General features: G+C 63.7%; 9 protein-coding genes. 3 read left to right on the top strand and 6 right to left on the bottom strand.

Annotated features, from left to right (window positions below; translation table 11 throughout):
* Positions 1–57: 57 nt before the first annotated feature.
* Positions 58–1,422 (bottom strand): alpha/beta hydrolase, encoded by a 1,365-nt coding sequence (locus tag G1C98_RS03475; RefSeq protein ID WP_169079293.1) that lies wholly within the window; start codon positions 1,420–1,422, stop codon positions 58–60.
* A gap of 240 nt (positions 1,423–1,662) precedes the next feature.
* Here G1C98_RS03475 and G1C98_RS03470 point away from each other — a divergent pair, with 240 nt between their 5' ends.
* A complete protein-coding gene (locus G1C98_RS03470; protein ID WP_169079291.1) occupies positions 1,663–4,380 on the top strand; it encodes a DNA gyrase/topoisomerase IV subunit A in 2,718 nt (905 codons plus the stop codon).
* Between the two features lie 123 nt (positions 4,381–4,503).
* Here the strand turns inward: G1C98_RS03470 and G1C98_RS03465 are convergent, their stop codons facing one another.
* The 5 genes from G1C98_RS03465 to G1C98_RS03445 form a co-directional block, all read right to left on the bottom strand.
* Complete coding sequence (locus tag G1C98_RS03465) at positions 4,504–5,505, bottom strand: ribokinase (RefSeq protein ID WP_169079289.1); 1,002 nt, start codon at positions 5,503–5,505, stop codon at positions 4,504–4,506.
* 214 nt (positions 5,506–5,719) lie between these two features.
* Positions 5,720–9,061, bottom strand: coding sequence for an AAA family ATPase (locus G1C98_RS03460; RefSeq protein WP_169079287.1), 3,342 nt, complete (start codon positions 9,059–9,061; stop codon positions 5,720–5,722).
* Entirely contained in the window at positions 9,058–10,479 is a 1,422-nt protein-coding gene (locus G1C98_RS03455; protein ID WP_169079285.1) for a metallophosphoesterase family protein, read from the bottom strand. Before G1C98_RS03455 ends, G1C98_RS03460 begins: the two co-directional genes overlap by 4 nt.
* A 77-nt stretch (positions 10,480–10,556) precedes the next feature.
* The gene (locus G1C98_RS03450) at positions 10,557–15,212 is read right to left on the bottom strand and encodes a DEAD/DEAH box helicase (RefSeq protein WP_169079283.1); all 4,656 of its coding nucleotides are present in this window, start codon (positions 15,210–15,212) and stop codon (positions 10,557–10,559) included.
* Positions 15,213–15,326: 114 nt separating this feature from the next.
* Positions 15,327–16,547 carry an MFS transporter gene (locus G1C98_RS03445; protein ID WP_169079281.1) on the bottom strand — a complete coding sequence of 407 codons (1,221 nt, stop codon included), beginning with the start codon at positions 16,545–16,547 and terminating at the stop codon, positions 15,327–15,329.
* A gap of 413 nt (positions 16,548–16,960) precedes the next feature.
* Between G1C98_RS03445 and G1C98_RS03440 the strand changes: the two genes are divergently transcribed.
* The gene (locus G1C98_RS03440) at positions 16,961–17,161 is read left to right on the top strand and encodes a hypothetical protein (protein WP_169079279.1); all 201 of its coding nucleotides are present in this window, start codon (positions 16,961–16,963) and stop codon (positions 17,159–17,161) included.
* Positions 17,162–17,165: 4 nt separating this feature from the next.
* The gene (locus G1C98_RS03435; protein ID WP_169079277.1) at positions 17,166–17,441 is read left to right on the top strand and encodes a hypothetical protein; all 276 of its coding nucleotides are present in this window, start codon (positions 17,166–17,168) and stop codon (positions 17,439–17,441) included.
* Positions 17,442–17,457 lie beyond the last annotated feature (16 nt).

Here is a 17,457-nt window from a genome sequence, read left to right as displayed (position 1 = left end):
TCCAGGGAGTCACCGGCCTCGGCTTCTCCTTCTTCTTCTCTTCTGTACTCTCACTGCTCACGGCAGCACCTCCAGTGATTTGTATTCGTTGATGGTTTTCGTCATGTCACCCAGTCCGCTCATCTGGGCGAACCGGTCGATGGTCGGTCTGAGCACGGCCTGCACCGCATGCCAGTCGTGCGCGGAGTCGGTGACGGCGACTTTGGTGACATCCATGCCGACCTGCTCGCCGGCCTGGCCGTTGATCTGCAGGTTGCTCATGGATTTGTGGTCGAGCTCGCCGCTGCCCAGAAGCATGACCTGGTCGCTGGTTCCATGCTCCTTGATGGCGTTGGCCGGGATCTGCTGCTCGTACGCGGCCTTGTCGCCGTTGAAGTAGTTGGCGACCATGCTGTCCACACTGCCGGCGGTCGGCTGCAGCTCGCCGCCCACCGCCATGATCATCGAATATTGCTTCGCATGGCGCGGACCGAGCTGGGTCGCGCAGGTTCCTCCCTGGGAGAATCCTCCGATGGCCCACGGCTGGTTGGATATGGGCAACGTCTTCTTGGCCCAGGCGACCACGTCGCGGGTCAGATAGGTCTCCGCCTTGCCCTGCGACGTGTCGGCGCACAGGCTGTTATGGGAGTTCGACCCGTTCTGGTCCGGCGAGATGACGATCGGCGCCAGGCCGTTGTGCTTGGCCGCATACCGATCGAGCATGCCCTTGATATGGCTTGCCTGGAAGAAACGCCCCGGGCTGCCGGGCTGGCCCGCCATGAGTTCCATGACCGGCAGCTTCGGCGGACGGGCGCTCAATGCGGCCGGCGGCAGATACACCATGGCATTGCGCACTTCGAAGCCCGATTGCGTGTTGGGGATGTGCACCTCGTAGATGCGGCCCACCTTCGGCGCGGCCGGCGTCCTGCCCTTGGCCGCAAGCTCGTCCCATTCGGCGACGCTCATCGCGCCTTTGCGCACGCTTCCGGCGGAAAGCCTGGCATAGCCGGTGTAGCCGAACAGGCTGCCGACCGTGGGGAACTCCTCGTAGATCGCATCCACATGGAGACACGTGCCGAACAGCGCCACGACGGTCGCCACGACGGCGATCGCACGCTTCCAGCGACGCAGGAACACCACGCCGCAGATCAGGAACGTCAGGACGGCGAAACCAATGGCGGCCGCGCGGATCACCTTGATTCCCATCTCGACGCCGAACACCACGAACACGTCGGAGCACAGCCATGTCACCAGATATCCCAACGCGCCGCCCACCACCGTGGCGATCAGCGCGATGATCGTCTGACGGCGCTTGCCGCCGGCGAGCAGCAGCGCCAGTACCGCGACGATGCCGATGATGGTCAATATCCAGAACGTCCACGGCAATGCGCCGCGTACCAGCGAGCATTGCAGAATCGGCTTGAGCCAAGGCTGATTCAGCATCGATTCCCTCTCCTTTCATTAATGGCCGGACGGCAATGCCGCCCATGCCCAGTCGACCCCTTACGGCAAGAAGGACATCGGTTTTCCGCGAAATCGCCCGAGTCGCTATGCCGATTCCCGATTATAGAAGGGGTGCAAACGTTTTCTCTCATCCGCTGGAATGAGCCGCGCTCCCTGGAAACCCACGCGACGGCAGGAAGAACGCTAAAATGGAGCGAGTTTGCATATTCAAGGAGTTCCATGGCATCACATCGCAAGGCAGCAGCGCCGGCATACGATCCGCGCAAGGTGAAAGAGAACATCATCGAGACACCGCTGAACGAGGAGATGAGCAAGTCGTTCCTCGAATACGCCTACTCGGTGATCTACGCGCGTGCGCTTCCGGACGCGCGCGACGGCATGAAGCCGGTGCAGCGGCGCATCGTCTACCAAATGGGGCAGATGAACCTGACACCGGAACGCCCGTACATGAAATCGGCCCGCGTGGTGGGCGAGGTGATGGGCAAGCTCCACCCGCATGGCGATTCCGCCATCTACGAGGCCATGGTCCGCCTGGCACAGCCCTTCGCCATGCGACTGCCGCTGGTCGACGGGCACGGCAACTTCGGTTCCCTGGACGACGGTCCCGCGGCATCCCGCTACACCGAGGCCAGGCTCGCCCCGGCGGCCCTCGGCATGAACGCCGACATCGACGAGGACACCGTCGACTTCACCCCCAACTACGACAACAAGCTCAAGGAGCCCACCGTGCTTCCGGCGGCCATCCCGAACCTGTTGGTCAACGGCGGCTCAGGCATCGCCGTGGGCATGGCCACGAACCTCGCCACGCATAACCTCGGCGAGGTGGTGAACGCCGCCAAGCATCTGATGGCCCACCCCGACGCCACGCTCGAAGAGCTCATGCGCTACGTGCCCGGCCCGGACTGGCCGACCGGCGGCATGATCATCGGACGCGACGGCATACGCGAGGCATACGCGTCCGGCCGCGGCACGCTCTCCACCCGCGCCACCACGCATATCGAACATGTGACCGCACGCAAGCAGGCCATCGTGGTGACCGAACTGCCGTACATGGTCGGCCCGGAAAAGGTGCTCGAACGCATCTCCGAAGGCGTGAAGAACCGTAAGCTCGAAGGCATTTCCGGCGCCATCGACTTAAGCGACCGGCATAACGGCACCCGCGTGGTCATCGAGCTCAAGACCGGCTTCGACCCGCACGCCGTGCTCGCGCAGTTGCTGAAGCACACCCCTCTGCAGGACAACTTCGCCATGAACAACGTGGCCCTGGTCAACGGGCGCCCGCACACCATGGGATTGAAGGAGATGCTGCAGGTGTGGATCGACCACCGCCGCGTGGTGATCAGAAGGCGCAGCGAATTCCGCCGCGCGAAGGCGCTGGAGCGTCTGCACCTGGTCGAAGGCCTCCTGCTGGCCCTGATCGACATCGACGAGGTGATCCAGGTCATCCGCTCCTCCGAGAACGCGGACAGTGCGAAGACCAAGCTGATGGCCGTATTCGATCTGGACGACATCCAGGCCCAGTACATCCTCGACCTGCGTCTGCGCAGGCTGACCAAGATGAGCCGCATCGAACTGGAGTCCGAGCGCGACGACCTGCACAAGCGCATCGAGGAGCTCGACCGCATCCTGGCCTCCGACAAGGCGCTCGACAGGGTGGTGGTCGATGAAATGGACAAGGCCGTGGCCGAATACGGTTCCCCGCGCCGCACCGTGCTGCTCGATACCGACGCCGACGGCAAGCTCGTTCCCGTCGTGGCCGAGGGCATGTCCGGCGTCTCCGCCTCGGCGCTCGAAGCCGCGAAATCCGCGGCCACCGTGTCGTCGGCGGCTGCGGACGTTGCCGCCGCCAAGAAGGCCGGCGAGGAAAGCGGGGCATTGAAGATCGAAAACGAACCGTGCACGGTGATGATGAGCGCCACCGGCCTGATCGCCAGGACCACGCCCGAGGCGATGACCATGTTCCGTAACCGCTCCGTCTCCAGCGCGCGCGCCACCGATGACGAGATCGTCTCCATATTCCGCACCACCACCCGCGCCTCCTACGCGCTGATCACTTCGGCCGGGCGTCTGGTACTCGCGCAGGTGGCCGATCTGCCGGTCATCCCCGCAACGAATACGCTGAGCCTGAGCAGCGGCGTGAAGGCGGACGAGCTGATCGGGCAGACGGAAAGCACCGATCCGATCCGCGGCGAGCATGTCGTCACCGCCATCGCCATGGAACCAGAACCGGATGGGACCGGCACGGCAGAAGATGGCAAGACAGATGACGGCAAGGCCAATGCTGACAAGAATGCGCAGGCCGCGCTGCCTCCGCTGGCCATCGGCACCAGGGCCGGCGTGGTGAAGCGCTGGAACCGCGAAGCCCCGACCACCATGGATTCATGGCCTGTGATCGATCTGAAGGACGGCGATGAGATCGTCTTCGCCGCACCAGCCAAGGACGAGGACCGTTTGGTGTTCGTTTCCACGGATTCCTCGCTGCTGACCTTCGAGGCGAAGAACGTGCGACCGCAAGGGCGTACGGCCGGCGGCATGGCCGGCATCAAGCTCGCCGAAGGCTGCAAGGTGGCCGCATTCACCGTGGTGCCGGCCGCCGAGGTCGCCTGGACCTACGAGGAAGGCGAGAACGGACTGACCTCCGCTTCGGGCGCCGTGGTGCTTACCGTCGCCGGCGATTCCGACGCGCTGCCCGGCACCGAAAACGGCGCGGCCAAGGTGACCCCGCTGGAAATGTACCCGACCAAGGGACGCGCCACCGGCGGTGTGCGCTCGCAACGCTTCCTCAAGGGGCAGAATACGCTGATCTTCGCATGGGTGGGCGCTTACCCGGTGCATGCCTCCACCGAGGCCGGCTCCCCCGTGGAGCTGCCGGAGCCGGATATGCGCCGTGATGGCTCGGGAACCGAACTGGACTCCCCCATCTCCTTCGCGGGCTAGTCCCTTCAAAGGCCGCAAGCCGCTGAAAGCGGCATAACGAATATCGGGCCCTTCCGCCGATTGGCAGAAGGGCCCGATTGCCTATGATCAGTGATTATCGGTTATCGATAACGCTTCGTTGTACTACTCGCCGTCACTGAAATAGTCGACCACTTCGGAAACGGAGCCGTATGCGGACTGGGCACCCAGCTTGGTGGACGCGTACGCGGAGACGTAGGAACCCATCTGCGCGGATTGCAGCAGCGTATACCCCGCCGCAAGGCCGGCGAGCACGGTTCCCATGAAGGAATCGATGCAGCCGGTGTTGTCCACGGACTTGACCTGCACTGCGGACACGCGATGCCAGTTGCCGTCCTCGATCACGATCGATCCGGAGGCACCGAGCGTGACCACGACGCGGTCGAAGCCGTAATCCGCGAACCTGGACACCGCCTCGAACCAGTCGATGGTGGACACGTCCTCGTCGGGCATGCCCAGCAACTGGGCCACCTCATGCTGGCTGACCAGCAGAATATCGACGGCCTCGATGAGCTCGTGCGGCAGCTCGTCGACGAACGGCGAATCGTTCAGCAGCACCGTGACTCCGGCCTCATGACCGGTCTCGGCCGCGGCGATGACCGTGGCCAGCGGGCTTTCCAGGCACAGACCCAGCACCTTGGCCTCGGCGATCACATCCTGATGCGACTGCACGTAGCCGGCGCTGACCTTCGCGTTCGAACCGGGCGAATACACGATGGTGTTTCTGCCATCGGGGTCGACCGTGATGATGGTGGTGCCGCTCACGCCTTCCTCGTGCAGGATCTCGGCGGTGTCGACACCGGCCTCGTCCAGTTTGTGCAGCAGGAAGTTCGCGTTATCGTCCTCGCCCACGGCACCCAGCATGCAGACCTGCGCGCCGAGCCGTGCGGCCGCCGAAGCCTGGTTGGATCCCTTGCCGCCGGGCAGGATCCTCAGATTGCCGCCGCTGACGGTCTCCCCAGGTGCCGGCAAATGCTTTGCCGCGACCGTGTAATCGGCGTTCATCGAGCCGACGACGACAATGGGCGCCTGCGATTCCTTCAATGAGCGTAATCGTTCCCGAATCGGTTCGGGCATCTGTTCGTGCTCTTCACTCTCTTCAAGCATGCGCTTCAGCATAGTAGCTCACCCGCCCAATTGCCATTTCCCCCACACGAGCAGGCCGCTTTGGCACGTTCCCGCAGAGGCTGAAAATCCAATCGCCGCAACGCCTTACCGCTTATTTCAATGGGTGAACCATCCGGCCGGGCGACATGGACGGTCGGGTGGCGTATAAGTCCGCCACCCGACCATGCCAGTCCATATCGGCTCAGACCGTGCATCAGATCGTCACCGTGAGTCTGCTTTCCGCGTTCTCGCTGACACGTTCCACGGTGATCCGCTCCGCAATCTGCCCCTTCAGCTGCCCGACATGGGAGATGATGCCGATGTCGCGGGTGCGGGCGATACCACGCAGCACGTCCATCACATCGTCCAGGAATTCGTCGGACAACGTGCCGAACCCCTCGTCGATGAACAGCGTGTCCATGGAGATGCCGCCGTTTTCGGCCTGGATGACATCCGCGAGCGCCAGCGCGAGGGCCAGGGAGACGAAGAACGTCTCGCCGCCGGATAGGGTGCTGGGCTCGGTGGCGAGGTCGGTACGCCGGTCGAACACTTCGATGGGCAGTCCCGTCTTGCCGCCGGCGCGCCCCTCATGGTCGCCGAGCCGCAGTTCGTAGATGCCGCCGCGGATGTCCTTGAGCAGTTCGTTGGCACGGTCGAGCACATCGCGGAAGCGTTCGGTGACGGCGTAGGTGATGAGCGACACCTTGTTCGTCGCGGGCGAGTTCTTGTCCCCCATGGCGAGCAACGCCATGGTGCGGATCGGCGCGTAGGACGTCATGCCCTGTTGCCAAACGGCTGCGGCGGCATGCAGTTCGTGTGCGTGGCGTTCGCGTTCGGCGTCGAGCGTTGCCGCGGCGTTGTGCGCGCGCATGGCGTCGTCTCGCCGTTCGCCTGCCACCTTCAAGGTTTCTGCGGTGTGGTCGGGGTCGTATCCGTTGCCGATGGCTTCCCAGGCGTGCTGCTGCTTGTCGAGTTCCTTTCCTGCGCGTTCCAGTTCGCTCAACGCCGCCGCACGGTTCTGCCGGTATTCGTCGATACGGCGTCTGAGCAGCTGTATGTCCTGTTCGCTCAACGCCGCGCTACGTGCGTCGTCGGGCCCTGCGAATGCGCTTGCCGCAAGTTTTGCGCGCAATGCCTGCGTGATGTCGTCGCGCTGCTGGGCAAGTGCGGCGCTGCGCGCGGTGAGCTCGGTGATGTGCGATGCGATGGCGTCGCGCTGTTCGAGGCGCTGCTGGAGCTGCCGCGCGTATTGCCGTTGGTGTTGTGCCTCGGCAAGGTGCCGCTCGGCCCGTTCGCGTTCCTGCGCCACGCTATGCTCCGTAAGGTCTTTTGCCCTTTCGGCGGCGTTGCGCGCCTCCTTTCCGGCCAGCGCAAGCGCCGCCTGTGCCGCCGCGAACGCCTGCTTCGTCTGTTCCGCCGCGCCGGTGGCTTCGCGAAGCCGTTCCTGCTGCGCTCGTAGCGTCTTGCGTTCCTCGTTCAACGGTTTGAGCTCGTCCAGGGCCTGCTGCGCTTCGGTAAGCATGGTTTCGGCGTCCTGCACGCCGCACCCGCCGCTGGCCTTTGCCTCCGCTTCGATGTCGCGTTCCAGTTTGGCCAGTGCGATGCGCGCCTCGTTCAGTTCCTCGGCACGTTGCCGCGCTTGGGCCTTGAGCGCGTCGACGCTCGCCTTGGACGGCACGTCGGCTGGTCTGCTGGCGGGATCGGGATGCTGCCTGCTGCCGCACACCGGACACGGTTCGTTGTCGTGCAGCATCTGCGCGTATTGCGCGGCTCCGGCGGTCTGCAACCGGTGTTCGGCTTCCTCCCATGCTGCAACGGCGTCATCGCGGGAACGTTCCAGGGCTGCGACTCTGGCTTCGGCATCGTCGTGTTTGGTCAGCAATGCCTCGTGGCGCCGCGCATGCAGCAGCCGTTCCCGTGCCCGGTCGATGGCGTCGGAGAGCTGGCCCTGCGCGCCCAGTGCGGCCGCGATCTCCTCCAATCGCTGCGTGAGCAGGTCTTCCTTGGGCAGCTGCGCGAGCCTGCGCTGCGCTTCGTCCATGCTCCCCTGGCGTTGCCGCATGGTCTGTTCGGCCTGCTGTTCCGCCTGCTTCGCCTGCCGGGCCTGTACGACGAGATCGGCGTGGGCGCGCGCGATGCTCAATTCGTGTTCGGCAGCCTGCGCGCCGCCGGCCGCCTGCAATGCCTGTGCATGGCGGTGTTCGAGCTCTTCCCGGCTTTCATAGCGTTCCAGTTCGTCCTGTTGGAGTTCAAGCCGCCGGTTGTTGTCCGCGATCAGCGCATCCTGATGTGCACGGTTGCGTATGAGTTCCACGATGGGGTTTGCCTGTACGGCCAGTTCCACGCGTCGGGCGTCGCGTTCGATGCCCGGTTCAAGATCGTCCAGTTGTGCCGCTCGGTTTTGGGCCGTCTGAAGATCCTGCTGCGCCTTGCGCATCGCGCTGGCGGTAGTGTTCCTGAGCTGTGCCGCCTGCCAATCCTTGTCCGTGCTCTCGTAGCGCGTTTGCGCAGCGTCGAGCAGTGCCTGCGCAGCCTGCTGCGTGGCATCCGCCGTCGCCTGCAGCTGTGCCACGATCTCGTCGGCGCTGTGGGCCGGTTCGTCCACATCCCCCGACGCGTTCAAAGCCCATCGGGCGTCGTCGGTAGCCGATACGGCCCCTTGTTCAGTCCCTGGTGCGGCACCCGTATCGTGCGCCACGGCATCAGCCGGTCCGACGGAATCGTACGGTTCTGCGTCATCGTGACGATAGGATTCCAGCGCCTCGCGGATACGTGCGGCGTTCTCCTGATTGGTGCGGATAACGGAGACCAAGCTGCCGCGCTGATCGTCGACCCGCCTGCCGTATTGCTGACGCATGGCGTTCAGCTGATTCTGGATATCCTCGTACTCCTGCGCGGAGAACAGGTCCTTGACCAGTTCGGTGCGCTGTTCCGGCTTCATCCGCAGGAACTGCGCGAATTGCCCCTGCGCGAGCATGATGGTCTTGGAAAACTGGCTGCGGTTCAGCCCAAGCAGCCTGATCACCTCGACGGACACCTCGCTCACCCTGGAGGTGATGGCCTCCGCATGGCCGGGCATGTCGAAGAACTCGTAGTAACGCTCCGCCTCCCTGCCGGCACGGTCTTGCGGCACGGTGGCCGTAAGCGAACGGAATGCAGCCTCGTAGTCGCCGGCGACCCTCATCATGTTCGCCTTGGGGCTTTCGGAGGTGCGGCCCTCGCCACGGGCCTTCAGACGCAGATATTCCGGCGAACGGTACACCTTGTAGTAGTGGCCGCCTTCCTCGAAGATCAGGCTTACATACGTTTTCTCCGACGTGCCGTCGAGGAATCGGGAACGCAGCCTCTGTTTGTCGCCGGCACCCGTACGCCCGTCGGCGTTGCCGGAGATGCTGCCGTACAGTGCGAACGTGATGCAGTCGAGAATCGTGGTCTTGCCGGCACCCGTCTCGCCGTCGATCAGGAACATGTGCGAGCGCGTGAGCGCGGCGAAGTCGATTGAGAATTCGCCTTTGTATGGTCCTACGCCTTGGAATTTCAATCCGATCAGTCTCATCGTTCCCTGCCTTCCTTCTGCTGCATGCCGGCAATGCCCCTGGCTGGCTTCGTCTGTTCTCTCGTTCCTGTTCCGCCGGCATGTTCCGTACCTTGCGACCGGACCGCCTCCACGGCCTTGGCCAATACGCTTCGCTCATCGTCGCGTGCTTCGCGGCCGAGCGAATATCTGACGAATCCGGTCAGCACGTCCATTTCGTCGGTGGCAGTGCGCATATCCGCCATGGTGCGGGCGGCCGATGCGTCCCTAACCGTATACACGGGGTTCTTCTCCAGGGCGTGCGCGTATTTCGCGTCGATCCGCTGGTACAGCCCGTGCGGGTATTCCGACAGTCGGATGGTGATGGACACCCAGTCCTCGCCGTATTCGTCGGCAAGCGGCCCGAGCACCTCGTCCAGCGTGCCGTCGATCTGCACGAACGCCGGCTCCCCGGATTGCACATCAAGCGTGCGGATGGCGCGCACCGCGTTGCCACCGGTTTCAGCGGCGCGTGCGGCGTCCAGATCGAGCAGCACCACGCTTTTGCCGTTACCGACCGCCGGCGGCGTGCGGGCTTCGGAGAACGAGTATGCCAGGAGCGAACCGCTGTATCTTGCCTGCGGGGTGCGGGATTCATGGAAGATGGATTCGCTGCGGTCCAGCTGCGCGATGGTAAGGTTCTGCGGCCTGTGCAGATGCCCCAGGGCGAGATAGTCGAGCCCGCTGTTCGCAAACAATGCCGCAGGCACGCTGTCCACGCCGCCCACGCTGATGTTGCGCTCCGAGTCGCTGGGCTGTGCGCCGGATACGAAGGCATGTGCCATGAGGATCGCGGCCAGCGCAGGGTTCTCGGCGCGGCGTTTCGCCAGATCGTTGACCACGCATTGCATGGCGGCCTTCATCACGCCCTCGTGCGAGCGCGCGATATGGACATGGCCATCCTCGTCACGTTCCTGCTCATCGTATGCGCACAGCGGGCCATCCCGCCCGTCAAGCATGCCCTGCAGCACCGGGCGCGACAGGTCGGGGTCGAGATATGGCAGCGCGTATACGGCAAGTTTCTCGCCACCCACGGTGACGACCACCGGCTCGCCGATGGCCTCGATATCGCAGCGCATGTGAACGTTCGGGCGCATCAGTGCGGCACCGGTGCCGAGCCGATCCGCGGAATCGTGGTTTCCGGGCGTGAAGATGATCTCCAACGGATGCCCGTTGACCTCCATGTTGCCGAGAGTCGCGAAGATCCCGTTGAACAGGCGCACTGCTTCGGTCGAGGGACGTGGCGAATCGTAGACATCGCCCGCCACGCACAGCACGTCCACCTGTTCGCTGCCGATGATGCCGATAAGCCATTCCAGCGCCTTGCGTTGCCATTCGAGCAGATCGATGCCTTTGAATCGTCTGCCGATATGCCAGTCGGATGTATGCAATACCCGCATCGTTCGTTTCCTTCCAGATTCCGTTTTCCTAAAATCCTATGCCAGCGGTTTCGGCTCAGCCGCCGGGCGGTTTCGGCTCAGCCGTACAGTCGCATGCCCTGCGGGCATGGCGTGAACCCGCCTGCATGCAGTAACCGGACAAAACCGTTCCGGCGCGTCAACGGCATGCCGTTCATCTCGGTGAAGGTGACGCTGCCGCTCGGCTGTCTGCGCAGCACGTTGCCCAGCTCTCCGCAGGCACGTCTCAATGCCGTCTCGTCATCGGTGAACGCCAGAATCCTGTGGCTGCGGGGCATGGCGAACAGCACTGGAATCCCTTGTGCCAATACGGTCAGGCAACCGGCGCGACGTGCGGGCGTGATGCCATGCGCTGCCTTGGAGCTCCCCTGCAGCTGCGGTGTTTCCTGTTCGCCCGAAGTGCACGGCTGCGGCCATGCGATCGCCACACCCGTCAGGTTGGCGGGATCCGTCGCATCCAGCGCCACACACGGACCGTCGCCCCACGCGTGAGAGCGTAGGGCATCCACGGTTGCGGCGTCGGCGAACTGGGCCGCGCCGAATCCCTCCACGAACATGCCACGCACTACCGTTCCGTGCCGCTCCATGCGTTCGAGTACTGGGTACAGCGCGGAGAATCCTCCGGCAACGCGTTCCCCTTCGAGCAGGGGCGACGCCACCACGCCGTACCGGTCCAGCAACGCCTCGACCAATGCGACCGCCCGCTGTTCCGGGCTTTCCGCCTGTCCGACACCACCGTCGTTGTCGTACTGATCGTGCGGGAGGCCGACCAGGGACCATAGGCCCGTCATATATGCGGGAATTGCGACGTGACCATGCACACGCATGGAAGCACGCCTTCGCGATGCGCTTCGAGATGCGCTTTGGCGAGGCTTGGAGCCATTTCCCCGAACCAGGGCACGGACCGGCGCGAAGGAGCTGTTGGTGATCCGGCCGTTCCAGGCCAGCGCCCACAACGCCTCCTCGAATTGGCGTTCATCCCATGAGGGGAACACCAGTTCGCCGGTGACGATATCCACAGTCACCGGTGCGTGGCTCTGCCAGAGTTCCTTCGCACCGGCGGAAAGCTGCCGTGCGGGGAACGCTCCCCCGCCGTCCAACGCCTGCAGGATCGCCTGCGGCACGCTGAGCGTGTCATCGTCGGACATGCTTCCACCTGAATCCACGGCATCTTCCGAATCGGATCGGGAGCTTGCACCAGTATCGAAGCTATTGTTTGTTAGCCCATCCAACAGCAGCGAATCGGCGGGGTAGAACGCGATTCGACCAGGTTCCTTGGCCGCAGTGGCACCGGTTTTCTCCCCCACCCATACGACATCGCCTTCGGCAAGCAGCTCGTCGAGCATCTGCGGCTGGTAGCCGTTCACCCTTGCGGGGAACACCGCCGACTCCCACACCGATGCGTTCAGGTACACGCCTTCAAGCTGCTCGATTACGCGCATAAGCCCATCCGTGCCGTGGTGGCGTTCGCCGCCGACCGACCCCACGCCCTGCCGGTCAAACAGAAATGCCTGGTAGTCGCGCTGCCTGACCGGCTTGATGGCCTTACGGGCCTTAGCCAACGAACGCGCGCGGATACGTTGGAAGACCTCGCGGTGCAGCCACTGGCATGCCTGTCCGTCCGACTCTCCCGGCTTGGCATCTCCCTGCGACTCCGCGGCGGCATCATTGAAATGCCCCCGCATCAGCTCGCCCTTCGCGTGCATGTCGTTCAGCAGTCGCACGCCCTGCTCCGCGTCAACCCCCAGGTCGGCGATCATGCGATCCGCGGTGAACGGCCCATGCGTCTTGGCATACCGCGCCACCCTGCCTGCCACGTCATCGGCCGGCAGGTCGTTCCAGAAGGTCCTGCCGGCCAGCTCCCGCTCGACCTGCGCGATCACCTCGCCGTCCAGCAGCCGCGACATATCGGTGCCGCCAAGCAGCCGTTCGAGCACTTCCGGGTCCATGGACAGCAGCTGGCTGCTGCGTTCCGCCTGTGGCACGTCGTACTGGTACATGACGGAACCGACGAATCCGAACAGCAGATTCTCCGCAAAGGGCGACGGGGTTTCGGTGGTCGTCTCGCTCATGGCTATGGTGCCGGCGTTCAGTCCGGTCATGACCTGGCGCAACGCGGGCAGATCGTAGACGTCCTGCAGGCATTCGCGCGCGGTTTCCAGCAGCAGGGGGAAATTCTTTCGCGTCCGGGCCGCGTTCAGCAGTTGGGCGGCCCTCAGCCGCTGCTGCCATAACGGCACGCGTTTGCCGGGGCTTGTTCGCGGCAGGAACAGCGATCGCGCCGCGCATTCGCGGAAGCGCGCCATGTAGAGCACCGTCTCACCGATCTGCGTTTCGATGATGCGTTGCAGCTCGTCCGCATCGAACAGCACCAGTCCGCGGATCGGCAGGTCATCGTATCCGTCCGGCAGACGCATGACGATACCGTCGTCCGCCGCGTACGCCTGACAGTCGAAACCATACCGTTGCCGGATCCTTACGGTGATGGCCATGGCCCATGGCGCATGCACCCGTCTGCCGTAAGGCGCGTGGATGATGACACGCCAGTCGCCGCCTTCGTCCCGACACCGTTCGACGACCACATGCCTGTCGCTCGGAATGGCCTGCGTGGATTCCAGCTGTTCGGCGATGATGGCCGCCATATTGCCGACGGCGTTGTCATCAAGGCCATCGCGCTGTAGGCGTTCGACGGTGCCCTCGGCGAATTCCGGAGCATTGCCCTCCGCATCGGAAGCGTTTGCGCTCTGACCTTGTGTACGCAGTCCTTTTGCCATGTCGGCGAGGAACTTGCCTTGGGCAAGACCGAAACCGTAATCGCGGCCCTCGCCGTCGCCATGCCAGAACGGCAGCCTCGCGGTGCGCCCGGGAGCCGGAACGACGACCACCCGATCACGGGTGATCTCCTGAATCTGCCAGGACGAAGTACCCAAGGTGATCACGTCGCCGACACGCGACTCGTACACCATCTCCTCATCCAATTCGCCCACCTTGCGCGGGCTGGTGCCGGCTTCGCCCTCGGGCAGCACCACCGTGTACATGCCTCGGTCCGGAATGGTGCCGCCGCTGGTCACCGCGAGCCGCTGCGCCCCCGGGCGCGCCGAGATGATTCCGGCCTCTTCGTTGTATTGCAGCGGCGGACGGAACGCGGAGAAATCCTCGCTATTGTATGCGCCCGTCATCATACCCATCACCGAATCAAAGACGGATCGGTCCAGGTCGCGGAACGGCGCGGCCCGGCGCACCTCCGTGTACCATTCGTCGACGTTGAGATCGTCCATCGCGGCGGCCGCCACGGTCTGCTGGGCCAAAACGTCCAGCGGATTGTTCGGCATATGCAGCGGTTCAAGATCCGTGGCCATCATGCTTTCGATGCTGGCGGCCATGCCGACGATCTGCTGGCGGGTGACCGGATAGAACAAGGCGTGGGACACCCCACCGACCTTATGGTCGGCGCGGCCCACCCGCTGCAGACCGGATGAGACGGACAGCGGCGGCGCAATCTGGATCACCAGATCGACCGAACCCATATCGATGCCGAGCTCCAGACTGGATGTGGCGACGACGCAGCGCAGGCGCCCTTGCTTCAGGTCCTCCTCGATCTGCTTGCGCCGGTCCTTGGAGACGGAACCGTGGTGCGCCATGGCGATGACGTTTCCCTCATGATGGAAACCCACGAGCATGGTGGTCGAGCCGACGACGGAATCGTAATGCCTTGCGAACCTCTCACGGCCTTCGGGAGAGCCGGCATCACGATCGCCCTGCGCAGGCTGGTCGCAGCCTTGCGATTCCTGCTGTTCCGCATACAGGTCATTGAGCCGGGCGGTGAGTTTTTCCGCCAACCCACGGGAGTTCACAAACACCAGCGTGGTGGTGTGGGCAAGGATCTGGTCGAGTACGCTGCGCTCGATGGCTGGCCATACCGAGCCTCCCGTGGCGCTGGTGTCGAGCATGTTCGCCAACGGCTCGACCACCTTGAGCTCCATGTTCGGCCGTACGCCGGGGTCGACGACGCGCACCGGCTGCGCTCCGCCGAGAAAACGCGCCACCTCGCCGACGGGACTGACCGTGGCGGACAGTCCGATACGCTGCGCCGGGCGTTCGGTCAGCCTATCCAGCCGTTCCAGGCTCAGGGCGAGATGCGCGCCACGCTTGGTACCGGCCACGGCATGTACCTCGTCCACGATCACAGTTCCGACGGCGCGCAGGATCCGCCTGGCTTTGGAGGTGAGCAGCAGGAACAACGATTCCGGCGTGGTCACGAGGATATCCGGCGGATGGTTGACGATTCTTCTGCGTTCCTGCGGCGTGGTGTCGCCGCTGCGTGTGGCGACGGTGATTTCCGGGGCCCTGCCGTACTGTTCGGCGTATTGCTCCCGAATGCCATTCAGCGGCGTTTCAAGATTTTTCGCGACGTCCACGCCCAAGGCCTTCAGCGGCGAGATGTACAGTACCGTGACGCCGTGAGCCTTCCCGCCTGATTTACTGCCCTTGGGCTCTTCTTCAGGCGCTTGCTTCGCTTTGGCCGCCATCAGCCGATCGATTGCGGAAAGGAACGCGCACAAGGTCTTTCCCGAACCGGTCGGCGCGACGACGAGCGTGTTCTCTCCCGACCGGATGGCCGGCCATGCCTGGCGCTGCGCTTCGGTGGGCGCACCGAACGCGCCGACGAACCACGCTTTGGTGGGTTCCGAAAACAGATCCAGGCATTCGTACATACGTTCGATTATGGCATCACGTTCAGATGTCCGCGCGGCTTGTCCGATGTCTCCCTATGACGATGCCCACGGCATCACCGTGGGCATCGATACATCGGCACGTGCGAACGGCCGTCAGGCACTCAGCGCGTCACCGCACTTGCGGCGCAGCGACTCGTGCATGACCACCATGATCGCCAAGCATGCCAGCAGGAACCACGGGAACAGCGAGATGCTGATGGTCTGCGCAAGCAGGCCGAACAGCGGCGGCATCAGCATGGAGCCGGTGTAGGCGAACGCCATCTGCATGCCGACGATGGCCTGCGACTTGTCCTCGCCGAAATACGCCGGCGTGGAATGGATGACGCACGGGTAGATGGGCGCGCAGCCCAGGCCCACCAGCATAAGACCTGTGATGGTGCCTGCATGCGCAGGAAGCGGGATGAACAGGACGACCAGGCCGATGAACATGACGGACTGGCCGATGCGGATCATGGTCGGATCGCCGAAGCGCATGGTCAGGAAGCCGCTGAGCACACGCCCCACGGTGATGCCGATGCCGAAGAAGCTGGCCCACATGGCCGCGGTGGTCTTGTCGATGCCGTTGCCGAGCACCATGTAGCTGCTGGCCCAGAGCATGGCGGTCTGTTCGGCGGCGCAGTAGCAGAAGAACATCATCAGGATCTCCTTGGCACCACGGATGCGCAGCACCCCGCGGAAGCCGAGCGGCTTGCGCGCGGCAGGCTCGGCCTTCGCGGGCTTGCCGGATTCGGCGGACTCGGAGGACTCGGCAGGCTCCGCGCCGGACTTGCGTTGCTTCCACAACGGCAGGCTGGCGATGAGCATGGCGGTGAGCACGACCTGGATGATGGCGATATAGCGGTAGCCCCAGCCCCATCCCTGGCCGCGGCCGAGCGCATAGCCCATGACGTACGGGCCGGTCAGCATGCCCAGGCCCCACATGGCGTGCAGCCAGCTCATGTGCTTGCTCTCGTAGTGGATGGCGACGTAGTTGTTCAAAGCCGCATCCACGCCGCCCGCGCCAAGGCCGTAGGGAATGGCGAAGGCCATCATCACCCAATAGTTCGGGGCGATGGAGAACCCCGCGAGCGCGGCTGCGGTAAGGCCCACGGAGATCACGGTGACCTTGCCCGTGCCGAAGCGGAGTGTCATGCGGTCCGACAACAGTGCGGAGACGATGGTGCCTGCGGAGATGACCATGGAGATGCCGCCCGCCCAGGACAACGGTGCTCCCAGGTCCTGGCTCATGGAGGGCCACGCCGCCCCCAGCATCGCATCCGGCAATCCGAGACTGATGAATGCCACATAGATGACCGCAAGTAACAGACTTGCCATACGTACCTCTGTTTTTCTTTCCGGATTCAATAAAAGCCGCTCCATTATATCGGGGCGCATGCCCTACGAAGGACCTGTCGCGAGGCGTATTTCCGCTACGTGTGGCAGATTGACCGCACCGGCAAGAGGTATCTCCGTTACGTGTGGCACAGCAGCATGGGTGCCTGCTTCCTGATTGGCGGAATTGCAACGCCCGATACCGTTCTTTTCGGCTTCGAATGCCACACGTAAGCGAGAAAGAACCCGTCGGACTCCCTTATCTGCCACACGTAACGGAGATACGCGCCGGATTCGGAGCAGACGACCGGATCGTGGATCGATCGTGGATCGTGGGCGCATCATCCCGTCTAGCACCTGCTGATGGATCAGTATGGTTCCCATCCCGCCAACCAACAATCACGAAAGGAACCACCATGAAGGAAACCATTATGAACGTAGACGCTTCGATCCTGTTCAGGATGGACAACGGACTGAAACTCGAATGGCATGCCGATGCCTGCGCATGTATGAATGATACGGGCAACGAGCACGACACCGACTGGCTGGCGCGCTGCCTGACCGAACACATCCCGGTCGCGGTGAGCGTCATATTGGCCGAGCACGTCGAGCAGTAGCAGTTTGGCGGATGTCGTCTCACGGACCGCCGATGGCGGCATCGCCATTCTCGGCGCGAAAGGCAAAGGGAACATGCCGAGCCAGCGGCTCATCGTCCAGCACGGCGTGGTGTATATGCCGTTCATGCCGAATGTGATGAAACGGCTGTATGGTTCGGCGGTCGGCGGTTTCGTACCAGTGTTCGAGATGCAGCCGGAACCTGCCATACAGCTGTATGTCGATAAGGCCGCCGACTGCGACGCACTCGCGAAGACGAATCTCAAGCGAATGTTCGGCTGACGGCTCCGAACAATAT

Source organism: Bifidobacterium erythrocebi (assembly GCF_012932675.1).
GTDB classification, from domain to species: domain Bacteria; phylum Actinomycetota; class Actinomycetes; order Actinomycetales; family Bifidobacteriaceae; genus Bifidobacterium; species Bifidobacterium erythrocebi.
This window is presented reverse-complemented; position numbering and strand designations above follow the sequence as displayed.